The sequence below is a fragment of the Bacillus paralicheniformis genome (genome assembly GCF_002993925.1).
Lineage (GTDB): Bacteria > Bacillota > Bacilli > Bacillales > Bacillaceae > Bacillus > Bacillus paralicheniformis.
In genome coordinates this window covers 1,657,856-1,675,139 of record NZ_CP023665.1, presented here as the reverse complement: position 1 = coordinate 1,675,139, position 17,284 = coordinate 1,657,856, and the positions used below count along the sequence as shown (strand labels likewise).

The 17,284-nt window shown below is 46.0% G+C and carries 20 protein-coding genes; 6 read left to right on the top strand and 14 right to left on the bottom strand.

The window, feature by feature from the left end; translation table 11 throughout:
- Window positions 1-59: 59 nt before the first annotated feature.
- Entirely contained in the window at window positions 60-1,556 is a 1,497-nt protein-coding gene (locus CP943_RS08605; protein WP_105980920.1) for a monooxygenase, read from the top strand.
- 72 nt (window positions 1,557-1,628) lie between these two features.
- A complete protein-coding gene (locus CP943_RS08600; RefSeq protein WP_023857268.1) occupies window positions 1,629-2,135 on the top strand; it encodes a MarR family transcriptional regulator in 507 nt (168 codons plus the stop codon).
- A 21-nt stretch (window positions 2,136-2,156) separates the two neighbouring features.
- On the opposite strand, the gene CP943_RS08595 is transcribed toward CP943_RS08600, so the two are convergent.
- Window positions 2,157-2,477 (bottom strand): YlaH-like family protein, encoded by a 321-nt coding sequence (locus CP943_RS08595; RefSeq protein ID WP_003181448.1) that lies wholly within the window; start codon window positions 2,475-2,477, stop codon window positions 2,157-2,159.
- A 57-nt stretch (window positions 2,478-2,534) separates the two neighbouring features.
- The gene (gene typA / locus CP943_RS08590) at window positions 2,535-4,373 is read right to left on the bottom strand and encodes a translational GTPase TypA (RefSeq protein WP_020451262.1); all 1,839 of its coding nucleotides are present in this window, start codon (window positions 4,371-4,373) and stop codon (window positions 2,535-2,537) included.
- A gap of 160 nt (window positions 4,374-4,533) precedes the next feature.
- On the opposite strand from typA, the gene CP943_RS08585 reads away from it, so the two are divergent.
- Window positions 4,534-4,722 carry a YlaF family protein gene (locus tag CP943_RS08585; protein ID WP_020451261.1) on the top strand — a complete coding sequence of 63 codons (189 nt, stop codon included), beginning with the start codon at window positions 4,534-4,536 and terminating at the stop codon, window positions 4,720-4,722.
- 77 nt (window positions 4,723-4,799) lie between these two features.
- Here CP943_RS08585 and CP943_RS08580 read toward each other — a convergent pair whose 3' ends face one another.
- The 7 genes from CP943_RS08580 to CP943_RS08550 form a co-directional block, all read right to left on the bottom strand.
- Window positions 4,800-5,096 (bottom strand): anti-sigma factor family protein, encoded by a 297-nt coding sequence (locus CP943_RS08580; protein WP_020451259.1) that lies wholly within the window; start codon window positions 5,094-5,096, stop codon window positions 4,800-4,802.
- 4 nt (window positions 5,097-5,100) lie between these two features.
- Complete coding sequence (locus CP943_RS08575; protein WP_020451258.1) at window positions 5,101-5,616, bottom strand: sigma-70 family RNA polymerase sigma factor; 516 nt, start codon at window positions 5,614-5,616, stop codon at window positions 5,101-5,103.
- Window positions 5,617-5,889: a hypothetical protein gene (locus CP943_RS08570; RefSeq protein WP_020451257.1), complete on the bottom strand. Its 273-nt coding sequence runs from the start codon at window positions 5,887-5,889 to the stop codon at window positions 5,617-5,619. It lies immediately after the preceding gene.
- Entirely contained in the window at window positions 5,879-7,801 is a 1,923-nt protein-coding gene (locus CP943_RS08565; RefSeq protein WP_105980919.1) for a hypothetical protein, read from the bottom strand. Before CP943_RS08565 ends, CP943_RS08570 begins: the two co-directional genes overlap by 11 nt.
- Window positions 7,802-7,923: 122 nt before the next feature.
- Entirely contained in the window at window positions 7,924-8,379 is a 456-nt protein-coding gene (locus tag CP943_RS08560) for a GNAT family N-acetyltransferase (protein WP_020451255.1), read from the bottom strand.
- The gene (locus CP943_RS08555; protein ID WP_020451254.1) at window positions 8,372-9,166 is read right to left on the bottom strand and encodes an inositol monophosphatase family protein; all 795 of its coding nucleotides are present in this window, start codon (window positions 9,164-9,166) and stop codon (window positions 8,372-8,374) included. The genes CP943_RS08560 and CP943_RS08555 overlap by 8 nt, the downstream gene beginning before the upstream one ends.
- Before the next feature lie 141 nt (window positions 9,167-9,307).
- A complete protein-coding gene (locus CP943_RS08550) occupies window positions 9,308-9,496 on the bottom strand; it encodes a hypothetical protein (protein ID WP_020451253.1) in 189 nt (62 codons plus the stop codon).
- Window positions 9,497-9,739: 243 nt separating this feature from the next.
- Between CP943_RS08550 and CP943_RS08545 the strand changes: the two genes are divergently transcribed.
- On the top strand, window positions 9,740-10,375 hold the full coding sequence (locus CP943_RS08545) for a YktB family protein (protein WP_105980918.1): 636 nt from the start codon (window positions 9,740-9,742) through the stop codon (window positions 10,373-10,375).
- A gap of 52 nt (window positions 10,376-10,427) precedes the next feature.
- On the opposite strand, the gene CP943_RS08540 is transcribed toward CP943_RS08545, so the two are convergent.
- Window positions 10,428-10,703 (bottom strand): UPF0223 family protein, encoded by a 276-nt coding sequence (locus CP943_RS08540; RefSeq protein ID WP_020451251.1) that lies wholly within the window; start codon window positions 10,701-10,703, stop codon window positions 10,428-10,430.
- A 248-nt stretch (window positions 10,704-10,951) separates the two neighbouring features.
- On the opposite strand from CP943_RS08540, the gene CP943_RS08530 reads away from it, so the two are divergent.
- Complete coding sequence (locus CP943_RS08530; RefSeq protein ID WP_095290397.1) at window positions 10,952-12,424, top strand: aminotransferase class I/II-fold pyridoxal phosphate-dependent enzyme; 1,473 nt, start codon at window positions 10,952-10,954, stop codon at window positions 12,422-12,424.
- A gap of 45 nt (window positions 12,425-12,469) precedes the next feature.
- Here CP943_RS08530 and CP943_RS08525 read toward each other — a convergent pair whose 3' ends face one another.
- Window positions 12,470-12,589, bottom strand: a complete 120-nt coding sequence (locus CP943_RS08525) for a GapA-binding peptide SR1P (RefSeq protein WP_020451249.1) — start codon at window positions 12,587-12,589, stop codon at window positions 12,470-12,472.
- Between the two features lie 538 nt (window positions 12,590-13,127).
- Here CP943_RS08525 and CP943_RS22660 point away from each other — a divergent pair.
- Entirely contained in the window at window positions 13,128-13,346 is a 219-nt protein-coding gene (locus CP943_RS22660; RefSeq protein ID WP_223254789.1) for a hypothetical protein, read from the top strand.
- An 88-nt stretch (window positions 13,347-13,434) separates the two neighbouring features.
- On the opposite strand, the gene lpdA is transcribed toward CP943_RS22660, so the two are convergent.
- From lpdA to pdhB, 3 genes are all read right to left on the bottom strand, one after another.
- On the bottom strand, window positions 13,435-14,847 hold the full coding sequence (lpdA, locus tag CP943_RS08515; RefSeq protein WP_020451247.1) for a dihydrolipoyl dehydrogenase: 1,413 nt from the start codon (window positions 14,845-14,847) through the stop codon (window positions 13,435-13,437).
- 4 nt (window positions 14,848-14,851) lie between these two features.
- Window positions 14,852-16,144, bottom strand: a complete 1,293-nt coding sequence (locus CP943_RS08510) for a dihydrolipoamide acetyltransferase family protein (RefSeq protein WP_026579774.1) — start codon at window positions 16,142-16,144, stop codon at window positions 14,852-14,854.
- Between the two features lie 159 nt (window positions 16,145-16,303).
- Window positions 16,304-17,281, bottom strand: a complete 978-nt coding sequence (gene pdhB, locus CP943_RS08505; protein WP_020451245.1) for a pyruvate dehydrogenase complex E1 component subunit beta — start codon at window positions 17,279-17,281, stop codon at window positions 16,304-16,306.
- Window positions 17,282-17,284 lie beyond the last annotated feature (3 nt).

Here is a 17,284-nt window from a genome sequence, read left to right as displayed (position 1 = left end):
ATTTTCATTTGTAGTATGTTAAAATTGTTTCATACGTAACAAAAAAGGAGTGATTCATCATGGATTTTGATGTACTGATTGCAGGCGGCGGCCCCGTCGGTCTGATGACGGCTTCCGAGCTGGCTTTGGCCGGTGTCCGGACCTGTATTGTCGAACGGCTGAAAGAGCCTTCGCCATTCTCAAAAGCGCTCACGCTGCATCCGCGCTCAATCGAAATACTTGAAATGAGGGGGCTTGGAGAACGGTTTAAGGAAATTGGCAAGCCGAGCCCTTCGGGGCATTTTGCCGGTCTAAAGACTGGATTGGACTTTTCTGCGCTTGATACGCAAGCCAATTTTACATTGATCATCCCTCAGTACGAAACCGAGAAGGTGCTTGAGGAACATGCGCGAAATCTCGGTGTCTGCATCCTTCGCGATCATGAAGTTCTCGCTTTCCGCGAGTATGAGGAAACGGCCGAGCTCGTCGTCCAGGGACCCGACGGCCTGTCCTTTCTAACCGCTTCCTATATCGTCGGTGCTGACGGAGCCGGAAGTACCATCCGCAAGCAGGCGCGTATCGCTTTTTCAGGAACTGATGCGAATATCACCGCAATGCTTGCGGATGTGTCGCTTGAAAATCCGCCGGAATCGCATTTTTATACTTGCGTGAACCGTGAAGGCGGCGTTGTGATCGTGCCTTTAGACGACGGCATTTTCCGCGTCCTCATAACGGCGCCGCACATGCCTCAAGCTTTGCTTCACGAGCCCGTCACACTGGAAGAATTAAAAACAGAACTCAACCGCATCTGCGGCACGGACTTTGGAATTGACAGCCCGGTTTGGATGTCCCGCTTCGGAAATGCCACCAAGTTGGCAGAGCATTACCGCTCCGGCAGAATTTTCTTGGCTGGAGATGCCGCGCATATTCATTTTCCTGCAGGAGGGCAAGGTTTAAATGTCGGACTTCAGGACGCAATGAACCTTGGCTGGAAGCTCGCAGCAAAGATCAACGGACGGTGCCCCGACTGGCTGCTTGACAGTTACCATAATGAAAGACATACTGTCGGGGAAGCGCTGCTCGTCAATACACAAATCCAAACAAAGCTGTTTGATTTTACACGTGAAGGCCTGTACCTCCGCGAATTATTATCCGGCATTCTCGGATTTTCAGACGTCAATCGCTATCTGGCAGAACAAATTGCGGCGCTCAGCGTGAAATACAAAGCAGATGAAAAGATGCCTGAACATAAGCTGAACGGAAAACGTCTCCCAGATATCGATCTGACCCTTTCAGATGGTACTGTCAAACGGCTCTACACTTTTCTCCGTGATGGACGCTTTTTATTAGCAGCATTCGGGATAGAAACGAAGAAATTTTCCACCATTCCTCACGTCCGCCGTATACAAGTGAAAGCAATTGACGGCAGGCCTGAATGGAATGGGGTAAAAGCAGCGCTGATCCGTCCCGACGGCCACGTGGCCTGGGCTGTCGACGAATCCATGGAAAACGCGGAGCAATTGATTGCCGATGGTATCCACCGCTGGTGCGGGAACTCTCACATTCAGTCTGTTTAATCATTTTGTTTCATGCGCAACAAAATGATATAATCAAAGCAGAAACATCGATTAAAGGAGCCGATTTTCTGCATGGAGCATTTAACACACGCAAAACAAGAAATATTCGATCTGTACATCAGGCTCATTCATCAGCAAGAGCAGCAAGAAACCGTCATGAAAGAGCGCATCTCCGCTGAAATGAAAAAGATGGAACGCGAATTCGGAGCTGAACTGAAACTCAACATGTCTGACATCCATACGATCAGCTGCATTGGCGACCACGAACCGATCAACGTCACCTCGATTTCCGAGAAAATGGGATTTTCAAAAGCGACGGTCTCAAGGATCACCGCAAAGCTGACCGAAAAAGGCCTCGTCAGCAAGACACAGCTCAGCGACAATAAAAAAGAAATCTACTTCCGCTTAAGCCATAAAGGGAGAAGTATTCATCACCTTCACCAGCGTGAGCACGAAAAAATCGAACAAAGGTTTAAACGATTTTTAAGCCGGTATTCAGCAGATGAGATTCTTTTTGCCAGGGCTTTGTTTCGGGACTTATTAACAGCGGATTTTCTGGCGGATACAAAAAAGACATAGCCTTCTTTGGCTATGTCTTTTCTACGTATTCGCCCCCGTCTGCTCTTTTTTCGAACGGTGCAGACGGATTTTGTAAATCGAAAGGATTAAAACGGCTACGATCAGCCCTTCTCCAACCGGCAGAAAAACGCCGAAAAAAGTTAAAAACGTACAGCCTAGCGCCAGAAAAAAGTAAATGATCGCCGTTTTCAACAGCGGCAGCCGTTTGGCGAACCCCAGTTTAAAGACGACCGCAGACAGGACGAAGATGGTGGCATAAAGCCACCACATTCCCGCCTCAGGATTCTGGTCCACTTTATAAAGAGCGGCAAAAAACGACAGCCGTTCACTTACATCAGTCAAAAAGATTCCCCTCCCCTTTGCTTAGTTGGGTTGCTCTTTTTTTAGGTTCTGCAAATGTTACGACAATCCTGCCAGCTTTTTCTTTTTCGCTGCTTTTTCGCGTTCGTTTTTGTCGAGAATTTTCTTTCTCAATCTGATGGATTCAGGCGTGACTTCGCAGTACTCATCCTCGTTCAAGTATTCAAGCGATTCTTCAAGCGACATGATACGCGGTTTTTTCATGCTGACCGTCTGATCTTTCGTCGCTGAGCGCACGTTTGTCTGCTGCTTCATTTTATTGATGTTGACGACAAGGTCGTTTTCACGGTTGTGCTCGCCGACGATCATGCCTTCATATACTTCTGTGCCCGGCTCGACAAAAATCACGCCGCGTTCTTCAACGCCTTGAATGCCGTAAGCTGAAGCTTTCCCGGTATCCATTGAAACAAGCACACCTTGGCGGCGTCCGCCGACTTGCCCAGGCTCAACAGGCTGATAGCTGTCAAACGTATGGTTTAAAATCCCGAAACCGCGTGTAAGGGAAAGGAATTCGGTTGAGTAGCCGATTAATCCGCGTGAAGGAACGTTGAAAATCAGGCGGACCTGCCCGTTTCCGTTATTGATCATGTCGATCATTTCACCTTTGCGCGCGCCCATTGATTCCATTACAGATCCGGTATGCTCTTCAGGCACATCGATTTGCACACGTTCAACAGGCTCACAGCGAACGCCGTCGATTTCTTTAATGATGACTTCCGGCTTCGATACTTGCAGTTCAAAGCCTTCACGGCGCATGTTTTCGATTAAAATCGACAAATGCAGCTCACCGCGACCGGATACGACCCAGGCGTCAGGAGATGGCGTCGGATCGACTCGAAGGCTGACATCTGTCTGAAGCTGCTGTTCAAGGCGCTCTTCAATCTTCCTGGCCGTGACATATTTTCCTTCGCGACCGGCAAAAGGACTGTTGTTAACCGCGAACGTCATTTGAAGCGTCGGCTCGTCAATGCGCAGAACCGGAAGCGCCTCTTGATGCTCAATCGGGCAGACGGTCTCTCCGACATTGATGTCTTCCATTCCTGATACCGCGACAAGGTCGCCGGCTTTCGCTTCTTCAATTTCGACTCTTTTCAAGCCCTGGAAACCGAAGATTTTCGTTACGCGGAACGGCTTGATAGAACCGTCAAGCTTCATTAAAGCAACTTGCTGTCCGACCTTCATCGTTCCTCTGAACACGCGTCCGATTCCGATACGGCCGACATAATCATTGTAGTCAAGCAGAGCGACCTGGAACTGCAAAGGCTCCTCATGGTTATCGACAGGACAAGGAATATGGTTGACAATCGCTTCGAATAAAGCTTCCATATTTTCATCTTGCTGCTTCGGATCAGCTGAAGCGGTGCCGTTGATCGCAGAAGCGTAAACAACCGGGAATTCAAGCTGTTCTTCATTGGCATCAAGCTCGATAAACAAATCGAGCACTTCGTCAACGACCTCTTCAGGCCGGGCAAAATCGCGGTCGATCTTATTGACAACAACGATTGGCGTCAAGTTTTGCTCAAGTGCTTTTTTCAGCACAAAGCGGGTTTGCGGCATGCAGCCTTCATAAGCGTCAACAACAAGCAGAACGCCGTCGACCATTTTCATGATCCGCTCAACTTCCCCGCCGAAATCTGCGTGTCCCGGAGTATCCAAAATATTAATGCGTGTATCTTTATAGTTAATCGCTGTATTTTTCGCTAAAATCGTAATGCCGCGCTCTCTTTCCAAGTCATTGGAATCCATGGCGCGCTCCGCCACGTTTTCATTTGCACGGAATGTGCCAGCCTGATGGAGGAGCTGATCCACAAGCGTCGTTTTTCCATGGTCAACGTGGGCGATAATAGCGATATTGCGAAGATCTTCTCGAAGTTTCACATTTTCATCTCCTAAAAAATTTAGATAATCTTTCATATTATAACTGACGAACGAAGTTATTTCAATTTCTTTCAAATATCCAGCTTCGGTTGACCCTTTCTATTCAGCGCGATTTTCTGTAAACTAAGAGTAGACTTCATACTAAGGGGATGGGAAAACAGTGAAACAAATCAAATGGATATTCTTATTATTCGCACTTGCTGCAGTGATCAGCATCATGATGATCGGCGTTGCAGTCGCCGAAAAAAGCGCTGCCGGCGTCGCAATTGCCGTCGCAATTCTGATCGTCATTATGGGGAGCGGTTTTACTCTCAAAAAAAGAATGCGCGAAAAAGGCCTGCTTGAATAAAAAAGAGCCCCTTCCGGCTGAAGGGGCTTTTGATTATTAAATTCCAAAAAAACTGGCGGCAGGTTGCCCGCCAGTTCTTATAAAAAGAATAAATAAATCAAAAGCATCAGCAAGTAGCCTCCGCCAAAAAGCGCTGCCCCTTTGAGAATCAGCCTTTGATAGTATGCTTTCCTGAATTTTTGTTCTTCCGCTTCTCCTGCTTCTGTTGGCAATCTGTCGTCATCATGAAAATTGACAGGTTCCCTCATCATGTCATACATTTCCCGGCAATCTGCACACGTTTTGATGTGCGCCATAACCAAATGTTCCGTTTTGCGGCTGCAATCGCCTTCTATGTATAGAGGCAGTAAATCTCTCACAAGATGACATTTCATATTGTTAAACCTCCCTGCCTTCCAAGCTTTTTTTCAGCTCAAGGCGGGCCCGGTGAAGATTGGTTTTTACCTTTGACAGTTTCCAATCGAGCACTTCCGCTATTTCCTCATAGGAAAGCTCCTGAAACTCTCTTAAAATAAGTACGGTCTGGTAATGTTCTTTCAGCCGGTCAATGTGATGTTTCAGCTCCTCCTGCCTTATGGCGTTTGCCAAATGGCGCTCAGGCATTTCAAACGTGTGCTGTTCCATGTCGCCGCAGGCCGTCACATCGGAAAACCGGATTTTTTTATCTTTTCTGTACCAGTTGATAAACGTATGATGCGCGATCGTATACAGCCATGTTTTGATCGAGGAATGGCCTCTGAAAGACTCCAGGCCCGCAAAAGCTTTCAGAAACGTATCCTGTGCCAGGTCTTTCGCCGTCTCAAGCTGATGGGTTCGCCTGTACAAATAGTACATAATGTCATGATAATATTCCCTGTACAGTTCTTCAATCGTCTGTTTTTTATTGGAAGCCATTTAGAAAAAAAACCACACCGTCATCCAAATCGAAAGGAGCAGGAAAGCACCATACAACGAGTAAACAAAAACCATGATATGACGGAGCTGCTGACGATCATCTGCCTTTTGTATGCCGGGAAGCGTTCTATTCTCGACTGCTGCCTCTTCAGCCTGGCCTTGAAAAAGCTGCTCATGCTCTTTCATCCAGATCACGGTTTCCTCTTCAAGTTCACCTTCTTGATAGAGCTCATACAAATCAAGAAACACCGCTTTTTTTTCTTCACTTGTCATCAAATTGTTTCACCTCATTTGTTACGGCATCAACCAAGTATGCATCATGTTCGTTTGAGCCGAACGGCTGGATGATGACAAGCCACGCATACCGGCTCTTTTGATCCCCGTCTGAAACAATCACAAGCTTCGTCCGTTTATAATAAACCAACCCTTTTTGATAGTGTTCAGACACTTTCCGAAAAGCCTTTTCCCCGTCTGCATATGTGTAGGGGGGCTTTTCATCCGCTTTGCGAATGTCCTTTCTCACCGTCAGATAAGCTCCCTCTTCATGTTTCGTCATGGTCCAGCTCGTATTTAATACAGCATCGCTTTCTTTTTTCTGAAATTCTATCAGATCCTTTTCTAACTCCACCCTTTTCAGCTGAGAAAGGTCTTGATCAAATAATGAAAGCAAGCGTTTTTCGAGCTCTTGTCCGCGATAAGGCAAGGCGCTTTCAGATTTGAACGTAATAGCCGTTAATGCACCTGTTACAGGATGGAACGCCATCTCCGTTCCGTCGCTTGTCTTCACGTTGATGGATGCCGAGTTGAGGTTGAATAATAATGATAAATTGAAGTCTGCTAGCTGATAAGGTTGAACTGGCATATCCAATTTTTGGTAGACCGTTTCAACATCCCTCTCGATATCCTGACCAGAAAAGCGGGCTTGTTTCACTTTTTCTAAGTTGTAAACAGACACGTTCTCATGGAATGTCATCAGAGTCTCCTTCCGCCATGTAAATCTCATTGTTCCTAACTCAGGGTCCTGTCCCTCTCGGTAAAATTCGACAGAAACTTCGTCGTCATCACGGCTTACTTTTGCCTTGATTTGTTTGTCAAGTTCGCGGCCGTGTTCCCGCAGAAATTGCTTCGACCGCTTGATATACGCCTGATCGGACAGGATATTCCCGCTAGGCTCTTTTTGATTGTAATAATTGGTGATCACCCCCGTCCAGCCGTCAACGTACGCCTCGTAATCCTTCGTTTTAAAATGATAAACGTTGTGAAAATCCTGGTTGGTGGCTGACAAATAGATCAAGCTGTCCGTCGGAAAAAACGAGCTGACAGTCTGCTTCGCTTCTTTAACCGAAACAGGTTGAAAATTGGCATCAACCACGTCTGAAACCTCAGGGTGTGAGATTGTAAAAGCGGCATCTGCCAAATTGTAAAAAGGGTTAAGAAGTAGTGTGAAAAATACGGCGGTGCCCGCGGCTAAAACACGCTTCACCATCAAAAAAGGCTTTCTCGAGCCATTCAGCAAGTGATATGTCATAAGAAAACCGAGCATGGTCAGAAATACGTTCAGCGGAAAAAATTCGTAGCCGAGCTTTTTGATGAAGAAACCGCCGATCGTCACAATGTAAAAAATCGAAAGGAGAACGTAACGGTTTCTTTTCCAATAAAGCTGAAAAAACAAGCAGATCATCAGCCCCGGAACCCCGATGAGCAGCACCAATACAAGCAGCAATTGTTCGAGATCAGCCCCGTTTTCCTTTAAATAGACAGCAGAGCCGAACAGCGATTGGAAAAACGGCATCGTCATCACCGCAATGTCAAATGCAAAAAACAGCCCCTTGCCCCCTTTTTCTGCGAGTGTCATCATATAATGAAATGAGACAAGCAAAATATAGCCGAACAGCAAAAACTGCATAAAAGGCAGGAGCGCATCTTGTTCTTCTATGTACAGGTTTGAAAACTCAGCGGCTTTCATTTGGTGAGCCAATTCAAACGAAAGGGCGCCTACCAAAATCAGCCTGAGCGCGATGCCTGCGTAAAAAAAGAGGCGTCGCCTGCTCACTTTCGGATGAAATGACACGACATACAGAAGGGCAAGGCCTGTCAAACACCACTGAATGACAAGCATGCTCTGCCTGCTTAAAATAAAATAACGTTCAAAATGGAGCACATAATCACTAAATAGTTCAATCAATTTCCACCACAATTCCTTTACATCAAATTAAGGCCTCATCATCATAGACAAACGAAGTAGCATTATGTTTCAAAAAATCATAAAAAAATGAGACCTGTTGTCAAACAAGTCTCATTGAAGCATCAAGCAAGGGGCAACACCATAATCAAATATCGTTTTCCCTCTTTATCTTTTTCCGTTTTCAGCTGTTCAAATCCCGAACGGGCGAGCATGTTCAGCCACGCGTCCTTTTCATATGGCACCGCCGCAAACAACGCTTTATGTCCCTTTTCTTTCAAACGTTTGCCGATCGTTTCAATCACTTCTTTTGCCCGGCCTTTTTGGCGGAAATCGGGATGGACAAGAAGCGTTCCGAGCCAAGGCTTGCCGTTAGAAGGCGCCCATTCGAGATGAAAGCTCAGAGCCGCCGGCAGGCCCCTGTCTTCCCACACGAGCCATTCACCGTTATACATCGCATAAGCACTCATATAGCGTTCCAGGCTGTTTCCGTCAAGCTCTTCCTTCGCCCACCCGGGGCTTGCTTCGGCCAGCTCCTCAAAAAAGGCGAAATCGGAAGAAGAGAAAGACCTGCTATTCATGCGGCAAATATTCGTTGAAAATCGCCCGGTGAGCTGCCGGATTGCCGGCTACGATGCTGTGGTTTTCAAGAAAATTGAGCGGCTTCCCGTCAATTGTCGTATATGTTCCGCCGACTTCATCAAGCAGGATGCAGCCGGCGGCGTAATCCCAAGGAGCGAGTCTCATCGTCACATACACATCCATTCTGCCGGCTGCAACATAAGCGAGTTCCAAAGCCGCTGAACCGTATGACCGGGTCCCTCTGACGCGCTTGACAAGCGGAGATAATACGCTTGGATCGATCCGTCTGTTCTCGGTGATCCATGTCGCATTGATGGCCAGAATCGATTCTTCAAGCGGCACTTCTTTCATCTTGCCGAGCTTTGTATCATTCATGTACGCACCTTCGCCTTGAAAAGCATGATAAAGCTCGTCGTGAGTCACATCATAAATCAAACCGATTTTGCCTTTTCCGTTTTCAAAAATGCCGATTGAAATCGCAAAATTGCGTTTTTGATGAATAAAGTTCATCGTGCCATCGATCGGATCGATGATCCAAACGATGCCGTCCAAAGATGTAAGCTTGTCCCCCTGGCCTTCTTCGCCAAGAATATGATGATCCGGAAAAACCGATTGGATTTTTTCAATGAAAAAACGCTCTGTTTCCTTGTCAATGTTTGTGACAAGGTCATTTGGATTCGATTTCGTTTCGATTGTCATCTTTTCTTTCATTGACTGCTGAATTCTCTGACCAGCTTCTTTCACCCAGCTTTTCGCCAGGCGGTCGATTTCCTTCCAGTTTGTCATCACACTACCTCTTTTCTATGTATACCTGTTGATTTATTCATAGCATACTGATATTAGCCGGGAAAAATCAAGAAAAATGACAAATGATCAGGCGGCCCAGATAAAAACGAACCTCTCAAACGGTTCGTTTTTATTATGGTTTCAACCATATAATCTAATCCATTCTTTTCTGAGTCGTTCCAGTTTGCGCTTGCTCAACTCGATTTGGGTTTCATCCTTTTTTTCCATGGCTTCAAAAAGCGTTGCAAGTTCATAATCGACCTCAAGCCTCCAAACAGCGGCCCGATTGTCTTTTTCCTCTTTCAATCCTTGTTTCACAATTGGTTTCATGTGCCCTACGCCCCCTCCAGAGAAAATTGATGTCAAAGAGAATCCTTCTGGTTTTAGTCCTAAGCGTGATTTATATTAATTTCTTATTCATATCGTATGAAGTGCTCAAACATTCGCAACGTTATTCTAAAAATTGTGTGTTTACCTAACGATTCCCCAAAATCCGCGAATCGAAACGTAATTTTTTGTTTGAAAAGCCGACTGTGATACAATATCTTTACTGATTGGACAAGGAGGAACACAATGAGCAGTCTGCGTTTTACTGAAGAGGATTTTCGTACATTTACAATAGAAGGTTTAGATGCGCGGATGAGCGCTCTGAAAGAAACCGTGCGCCCGAAACTTGAAGGGCTCGGCGATCATTTTGCGCCTGTACTGTCCGCATTGACAGGAGATGAAATGTTTGTCCACGTCGCAAAACACGCGCGCCGCTCTGTCAATCCGCCGGACGACAGCTGGGTTGCTTTTGCAAACAATAAGCGCGGCTATAAAAAGCTGCCTCATTTCCAAATTGGTTTATGGGAAACCCACGTGTTCGTATGGTTTGCATTGATCTATGAGTCTCCTCTCAAGCAGGAATACGGCCAGCTGTTTAAAAAGCATCTGCCGGACATTGAAAGCAACATTCCAAGCCGTTTTGTCTGGTCGGCCGATCATACGAAACCGGGCGTCATAAGACAGTCTGAGATGGACGAAAAAGAGCTGGAGAACCTGTTTGAACGGCTCGTCAACGTGAAGAAAGCAGAAGCGCTTTGCGGTATTCAGCTTGCAAAAGACGAAGTCCTGCAAATGAGCGAAGAGGCGTTTCTATCCGAAATCGAAGCGGCTTTTGAAAAGCTCGCCTTCCTTTACCGCCTGACGCAGAAAGTATCGGTTTAAACAAAAAGGGATGGCCTGTTGTGCCCATCCCTTTTTGTTTTGGATTTTCTCATTACATTTTAATTTTCGTATTTTCCGTTTGTTCCTTTGCTTTTTTGACTGCCTGATACGGAGAGTAATCGCTCGCTTCTTCAAACTGGCTGCAGAGCTTTTTTTCCTCCGCTTTTCCCGGAACGATTTCTTTAAAGCGGCGGTAAGCACTCATTAGTACATCGCGCTCAACGCCTTTTTCATAAGCGAGCTCAACCGTCTGAAAAAACGATATGACGTCTATCGCTTCCTCTGTGCTCCAGTCTTCATTCATCGGATATTGGTATCCTTCTTCCATTTGGTTCATCTCCTTGTGCAGTTCGGCCTGACGGCTTGTTTGGCTTTAGTATTGGTTTTCTTTTTTGCGACTATCCAAAGGGACAGAGAAGCCTTAAAGATGATAAAATGTTCTTTACATTCTTTCAAGAACATAATATAATTCATTTGTTTTATGCCATCAAGCAAAAACGCAAAATAACTCAACGATTTTTGATAAAGAATAGTCTTTAAGGAAATAGCAGGTTTATCATGAAGGTGGGAAAACAATTGTTGCAGCACGAAACACCCCTATATACCGGATTAAAAAAACACGCCGGCAAAAACCCGATCCAGTTCCATATACCCGGGCACAAAAAAGGCTCCGGGATGGACCCTGAATTCAGGGCGTTTATCGGAGAAAACGCATTAAGCATAGATTTAATCAATATCGAGCCTCTCGACGATCTGCACGCACCGAAAGGAATTATCAAACAGGCGCAGGATCTGGCGGCTGAAGCATTCGGAGCCGACTACACGTTTTTTTCCGTTCAGGGAACGAGCGGCGCCATCATGACGATGGTCATGGCCGTATGCGGACCCGGAGACAAAATCATCGTGCCAAGAAATGTTCATAAATCGGTCATGTCAGCGATCGTCTTCTCAGGAGCAGTACCGATCTTCATCCATCCGGAAATTGACGATGAGTTGGGAATTTCACACGGAATCACCCCTGAATCAGCGAAAAAAGCGCTGCTTGAGCATCCTGACGCAAAGGGGCTTCTAGTCATCAACCCGACTTATTTCGGCATAGCTGCAGACTTAAGAAGCATCGTGGAGCTGGCTCATTCATTTCATATCCCTGTGCTTGTTGACGAAGCACACGGCGTTCACATCCATTTCCACGAAGATCTGCCTCTTTCTGCCATGCAAGCCGGAGCGGATATGGCGGCGACGAGCGTTCATAAGCTCGGAGGATCCCTTACACAGAGCTCGATTCTCAATATGAAAGAAGGTCTTGTTTCAAAAGAAAGAGTTCAATCGATTTTAAGCATGCTGACGACGACATCGACCTCCTATTTATTGCTCGCTTCACTTGATGTCGCAAGAAAACGCTTAGCCACAGAGGGACACGAACTGATCGAACAAACGATTAAGCTCGCTGATGAAACAAGGGATCGCATCAATGAAATCAACGGTATTTCATGCGTCGGGAGGGAAATCCTCGGCTCCAAAGCGGCTTTTAACTATGATCCGACCAAATTGATCATATCTGTGAAAGACCTCGGGCTGACCGGGCATGATGTGGAAAAATGGCTGCGCGAGTCATGTCAAATCGAAGTGGAGCTTTCTGACTTATACAACATCCTGTGCATTTTTACACCGGGAGACCGGAAAGAGGATGCGGATGCGCTGATCAAAGGCTTAGCCGACATCGCTCAGCAGGCCGCCTCTGCTGCGGAAAACAGACGCAAGCCTGAAGTGCTTCTGCCAAACATTCCAGCGCTTGCAATGACACCGCGTGACGCTTTTTATGCAAATACGGAAATCATTCCGTTTAAAAAAGCCGCTGGCAGAATCATTGCCGAATTTGTGATGGTTTATCCGCCAGGGATACCGATCTTCATTCCAGGCGAGATCATTACCGAGGATAATATCAACTACATCGAAAAGAACCTCGAAGCAGGGCTGCCTGTTCAGGGACCGGAAGATGACACCCTCCATATGATCCGCGTCATTAAAGAACAGCAAGCAATCCTGTAAAAAACAGAAAAGCATGCGGCACTGTAAATGGCCGCATGCTTTTTTCTATTCTTCCTCTCTAAGATGGCAGTTGCACTGTCCGCACGTTCCGTAAAGAATCGTCACTTTCTCATCTTCAAAATGCTGAATGGTTTCATTGCAGTCTTGACAAACGATCGTGCCCATCTTTCATTCCCCTTTTCTTTTCAAAATGGAAGCGTTTAAATTTGTTACCTTTATAATATTATGTCACATTAATATTGTCAATGGTTAATTGTATAACACATTTAAATCATTTTTGCTCTTTTTCAAAAAAAAGGCCATTCATGTTATATATGTATTCCTGCTTAAAGCTTATGCAGAACGCTTCCCTGCTGATTCCGACTATGTACCCATCAAATCCGTTCAATCTGCAACGTCTCATAAATAAAACAGCAGTTATCAATTGTGTAACAAATGGGTAACAACGAAAGATTATTTCAATTATCATGATAAAATAGGAATTGTTTACTAATCGAACAGGAAAATCGGCTTGCATTATATAGAGAGGTGAGGAGACGTCATGTGGTTTCGAGCGATATTCACCGCCGCAATTTGTTTCCTTTTTTTGACGAGTGGATGTTCTTTATCTCACATCATGCCTGACCATGAGCAGCAGCAAAGCGCCAACCAACGCCACCTCAAGCTCATCTTTTTTTCCGATGACGAGCATATGGGGCAGGAAGTGGCTTACTATGATGCGCTTTTGGATTTAAAAAAAGAATTTCCCGAACAGGTTTCAAATATGGAAATTTCACATGAAAAAGGCCAGTGGAAAAAAGAGGTTAAAATCTTTCCAAGCTTGCTGCTTGTTCATGATAAAAAAGTACTGGTTAAAATTGAAGGAAAAATAAAAGATAAAGATAAAATTGTAAAGCTTCTTCAAAAAGAATTGAAGCATTAAAAATCCCCTGTGTATGTGCAAGGGGATTTTCTATCTTGAGCGATTAAAATACATAAAAAAAACCCCCTGCTGGGGGTTTTTCATTTAATTATTTTACAACGTGAATCGGCATGCCAATGGCAACTTCTGCAGCTTCCATTGTAATTTCTCCCAATGTAGGGTGAGCATGGATTGTCATGGCGATATCTTCAGCAGTCATGCCTGCTTCGATTGCCAAGCTCAGCTCAGAAATCATGTCAGAAGCACTTGCTCCGGCAATTTGTGCACCGATGACTAAACCGTCTTCTTTGCGTGTTACAAGTTTAAGGAAACCGTCAGTTTCGTTTAATGACAGCGCACGTCCGTTTGCAGCAAACGGGAATTTGGCTGCAGTCACTGCAAGACCTTCTTCTTTAGCCTGTGCTTCAGTGTAACCTACAGATGCAAGTTCAGGCTCAGAGAAGACGACCGCAGGAATTCCGAGATAGTCGATTTCCGCTGCTTCTCCGGCAATCGCTTCAGCAGCGATTTTACCTTCATAAGAAGCTTTATGTGCAAGCGGAGGACCTTCGATGATGTCACCGATCGCATAGATGTTCGGAATGTTTGTACGGCATTGTTTGTCCGTTTTGATGATGCCGCGGTCCGTCATTTCAACGCCTACTTGTTCAAGTCCAAGCTCGTCCGTGTTTGCAACGCGGCCGACAGTGACAAGTACGTAGTCCGCATCGATCGTTTGCTCTTCGCCTTTCACTTCGAACGTAACGGTTACGCCGTCAGCTTTTTCTTCTACGCCTTTAGCCATAGCTTTTGTATGGATTTCAACGTTGCCTTTTTTCTTCAGGTTGCGTTTAACAAGAGAGCTCATTTGCTTCTCAAAGCCTGGAAGGATTTCTTCTCCGCCTTCAAGAATGACAACTTCAGTGCCGAAGTTTGCATATGCAGTACCGAGCTCAGTTCCGATGTAGCCGCCGCCGATGACAACGAGCTTCTTAGGAATTTCTTTCAGTGCAAGCGCGCCTGTTGAATTCAGTACGCGGTCGCTATATTTGAAGTTTGGCAATTCGATAGGGCGAGAACCCGTTGCAATGATCGCATTTTTGAACGTGTATGTCTGAGCTGAATTCTCATCCATCACGCGTACAGAATTGCTGTCTACAAAGTACGCTTCGCCTTTTACGATGTCGACTTTGTTGCCTTTCAGAAGGCCTTCCACACCGCCGGTAAGCTTATTAACGACAGAGGCTTTCCATTCTTGAACTTTTGTAAAGTCAACTTTTACGTTTTCAGCAGTGATCCCCATCTCTTCAGAATGCTTTGCATTCTCATAGCGGTGGCCTGCATTGATCAGCGCTTTTGAAGGGATACATCCGACATTCAGACATACGCCTCCAAGATTGCCTTTTTCAACGATTGTTACTTTTTGTCCAAGCTGAGCAGCGCGGATGGCAGCTACATAGCCGCCAGGTCCCGCACCAATGACAAGAGTATCTGTTTCAATAGGGAAATCTCCTACTACCATTACATTACGCCTCCATTAAAATTAATTGTGGATCGTTCAGCAAACGCTTGATGTGATTTAATGCGTTTTGTGCAGTTGCGCCGTCGATCATACGGTGGTCGAAGCTTAGAGAAAGAGCCAGAACAGGTGCAGCGACGATTTCGCCGTCACGAACGACAGCTTTCTCAGCGATGCGGCCGATTCCAAGGATCGCAACTTCCGGATGGTTGATAACCGGTGTGAACCATTGACCGCCGGCAGAGCCGATATTCGTAATTGTGCAAGAAGCGCCTTTCATTTCAGCAGGAGCAAGTTTGCCGTCGCGTGCTTTTGTCGCAAGTTCGTTGATTTCATTTGAAATCTCAAAAACAGCTTTGCGGTCCGCATTTTTAACGACCGGCACAAGCAGGCCTTTGTCAGTGTCTGCCGCAATACCGATGTTGTAGTAGTGCTTCTGAATCACTTCATCTGTATTGTCGTCAATTGATGTATTCAGGACTGGATATTTTTTCAGAGCTGATGTTAAAGCTTTTACCACGTAAGGCAGGTAAGTCAGCTTAATTCCTTGATCAGCCGCAACTTGTTTAAACTGCTTGCGGTGAGCGACAAGGTTTGTCACATCGACTTCGTCCATTAGTGTAACGTGTGGAGCGGTATGTTTTGAGTTGACCATAGCTTTTGCGATGGCTTTGCGGATTCCGCTCATTTTCTCGCGTGTTTCAGGGAATTCGCCTTCAGGCACTTGAACCGCCGCTGCAGGTTTTTGTGCAGCAGGCTCTGCTTTTTCTTCAGCTTGAGCAGCCTGAGCGTTTCCGGCAGTTCCTCCGTTTAAGAAGCTGTCGATATCTTCTTTCAGAACGCGGCCGTTTTTGCCCGAACCTGAAACATTCACGATATCAACGCCTTTTTCACGGGCATACTTGCGTACAGATGGCATTGCAATGACGCGCTTATTCGGATCTGCATCCGCTTGCTCGTTTGCTTCCGCTGCTTCTGCTGGTGCATCAGTTTCTTGTTTGTCAGCTTCTTCCGCTTTCGCTTCGCCTGATTCGTCGCCTTTGAATTGAAGATCTTCGTAACCTGGTGCATCAAATGTGATGATTGTCTGCCCAACGGTTGCGACTGTTCCCTCTTCAACTTTTAATTCTAATACTTTTCCTTTAACAGGTGAAGGAATTTCTACAACTGCTTTATCGTTTTGGACCTCTGCCAAAACGTCATCTTCGTTTACCTCGTCGTTTGGCTTGACGAACCATTTTACGATTTCGCCTTCGTGGATTCCTTCCCCGATATCCGGAAGTTTAAATTCAAATGCCACAGTTTTCGACCTCCTAAGATTATTACGTAGTTGATATAATGGTCAGCCTGCTTATTTAGGCTGACTGTCAGTAGACGGCTACAGTTTCTCCGACTGACTGTGGAAATGCATGAAGGGAAAAAGGCTGGTATCAGCTTTTCCCTTATTGTTCAGATCTTATTAGAATTCCAATACTTTTTTCGCAGTTTCAAGCACGTCTTTATGGTTTGGAAGCCATACGCTTTCAGCTTGAGAGAATGCGAATACCGTATCAGGAGCAGTGACGCGAAGCACCGGAGCTTCGAGGCTCAAAATCGCGCGGTCGTTGATTTCGGCAACAACGTTTGCAGCCACTCCAGCCTGTTTTTGCGCCTCTTGAACGACGATCGCGCGGCCTGTTTTTTCCACAGATGCGATGATCGTGTCGATGTCAAGCGGGCTGACTGTGCGAAGGTCGACAACCTCAGCAGATACGCCTTCTTTTTCAAGCTCTTCCGCAGCTTTTAATGACTCGTGAACCATCGCTCCGTATGTGATGATGGAAAGGTCTGTTCCTTCGCGTTTCACATCGGCTTTGCCGATTTCAATTGTGTATTCCTCTTCAGGAACTTCCTGACGGAATGAACGGTAAAGTTTCATATGCTCAAGGAAGACAACCGGATCGTTATCGCGGATCGCGGAGATTAAAAGTCCTTTAGCATCGTACGGAGTTGAAGGAATGACGACTTTAAGTCCAGGCTGCTGTGCAACGAGTCCTTCCAAGCTGTCCGCGTGAAGTTCAGGCGTATGAACACCGCCGCCGAACGGAGAGCGGATTGTCACTGGTGAAGTCCAGCGGCCGCCGGAACGGTAGCGCATCCGTGCCATTTGTCCGGAAACTGAGTCCATCACTTCGTACACAAAGCCGAAAAATTGAATTTCCATTACAGGACGGAAGCCTTGTAAGCCTAAGCCGAGTGCAAGGCCGCCGATACCAGATTCAGCAAGAGGAGTGTCAAATACGCGATCCTCACCAAACTCTTTTTGCAATCCTTCAGTCGCACGGAACACGCCGCCGTTAACACCGACGTCTTCTCCGAAAACTAAGACATTTTCGTCATTTTTCAGTTCTGTGCGTAACGCATCAGTGATTGCTTGAATCATTGTCATTTGCGCCATGGC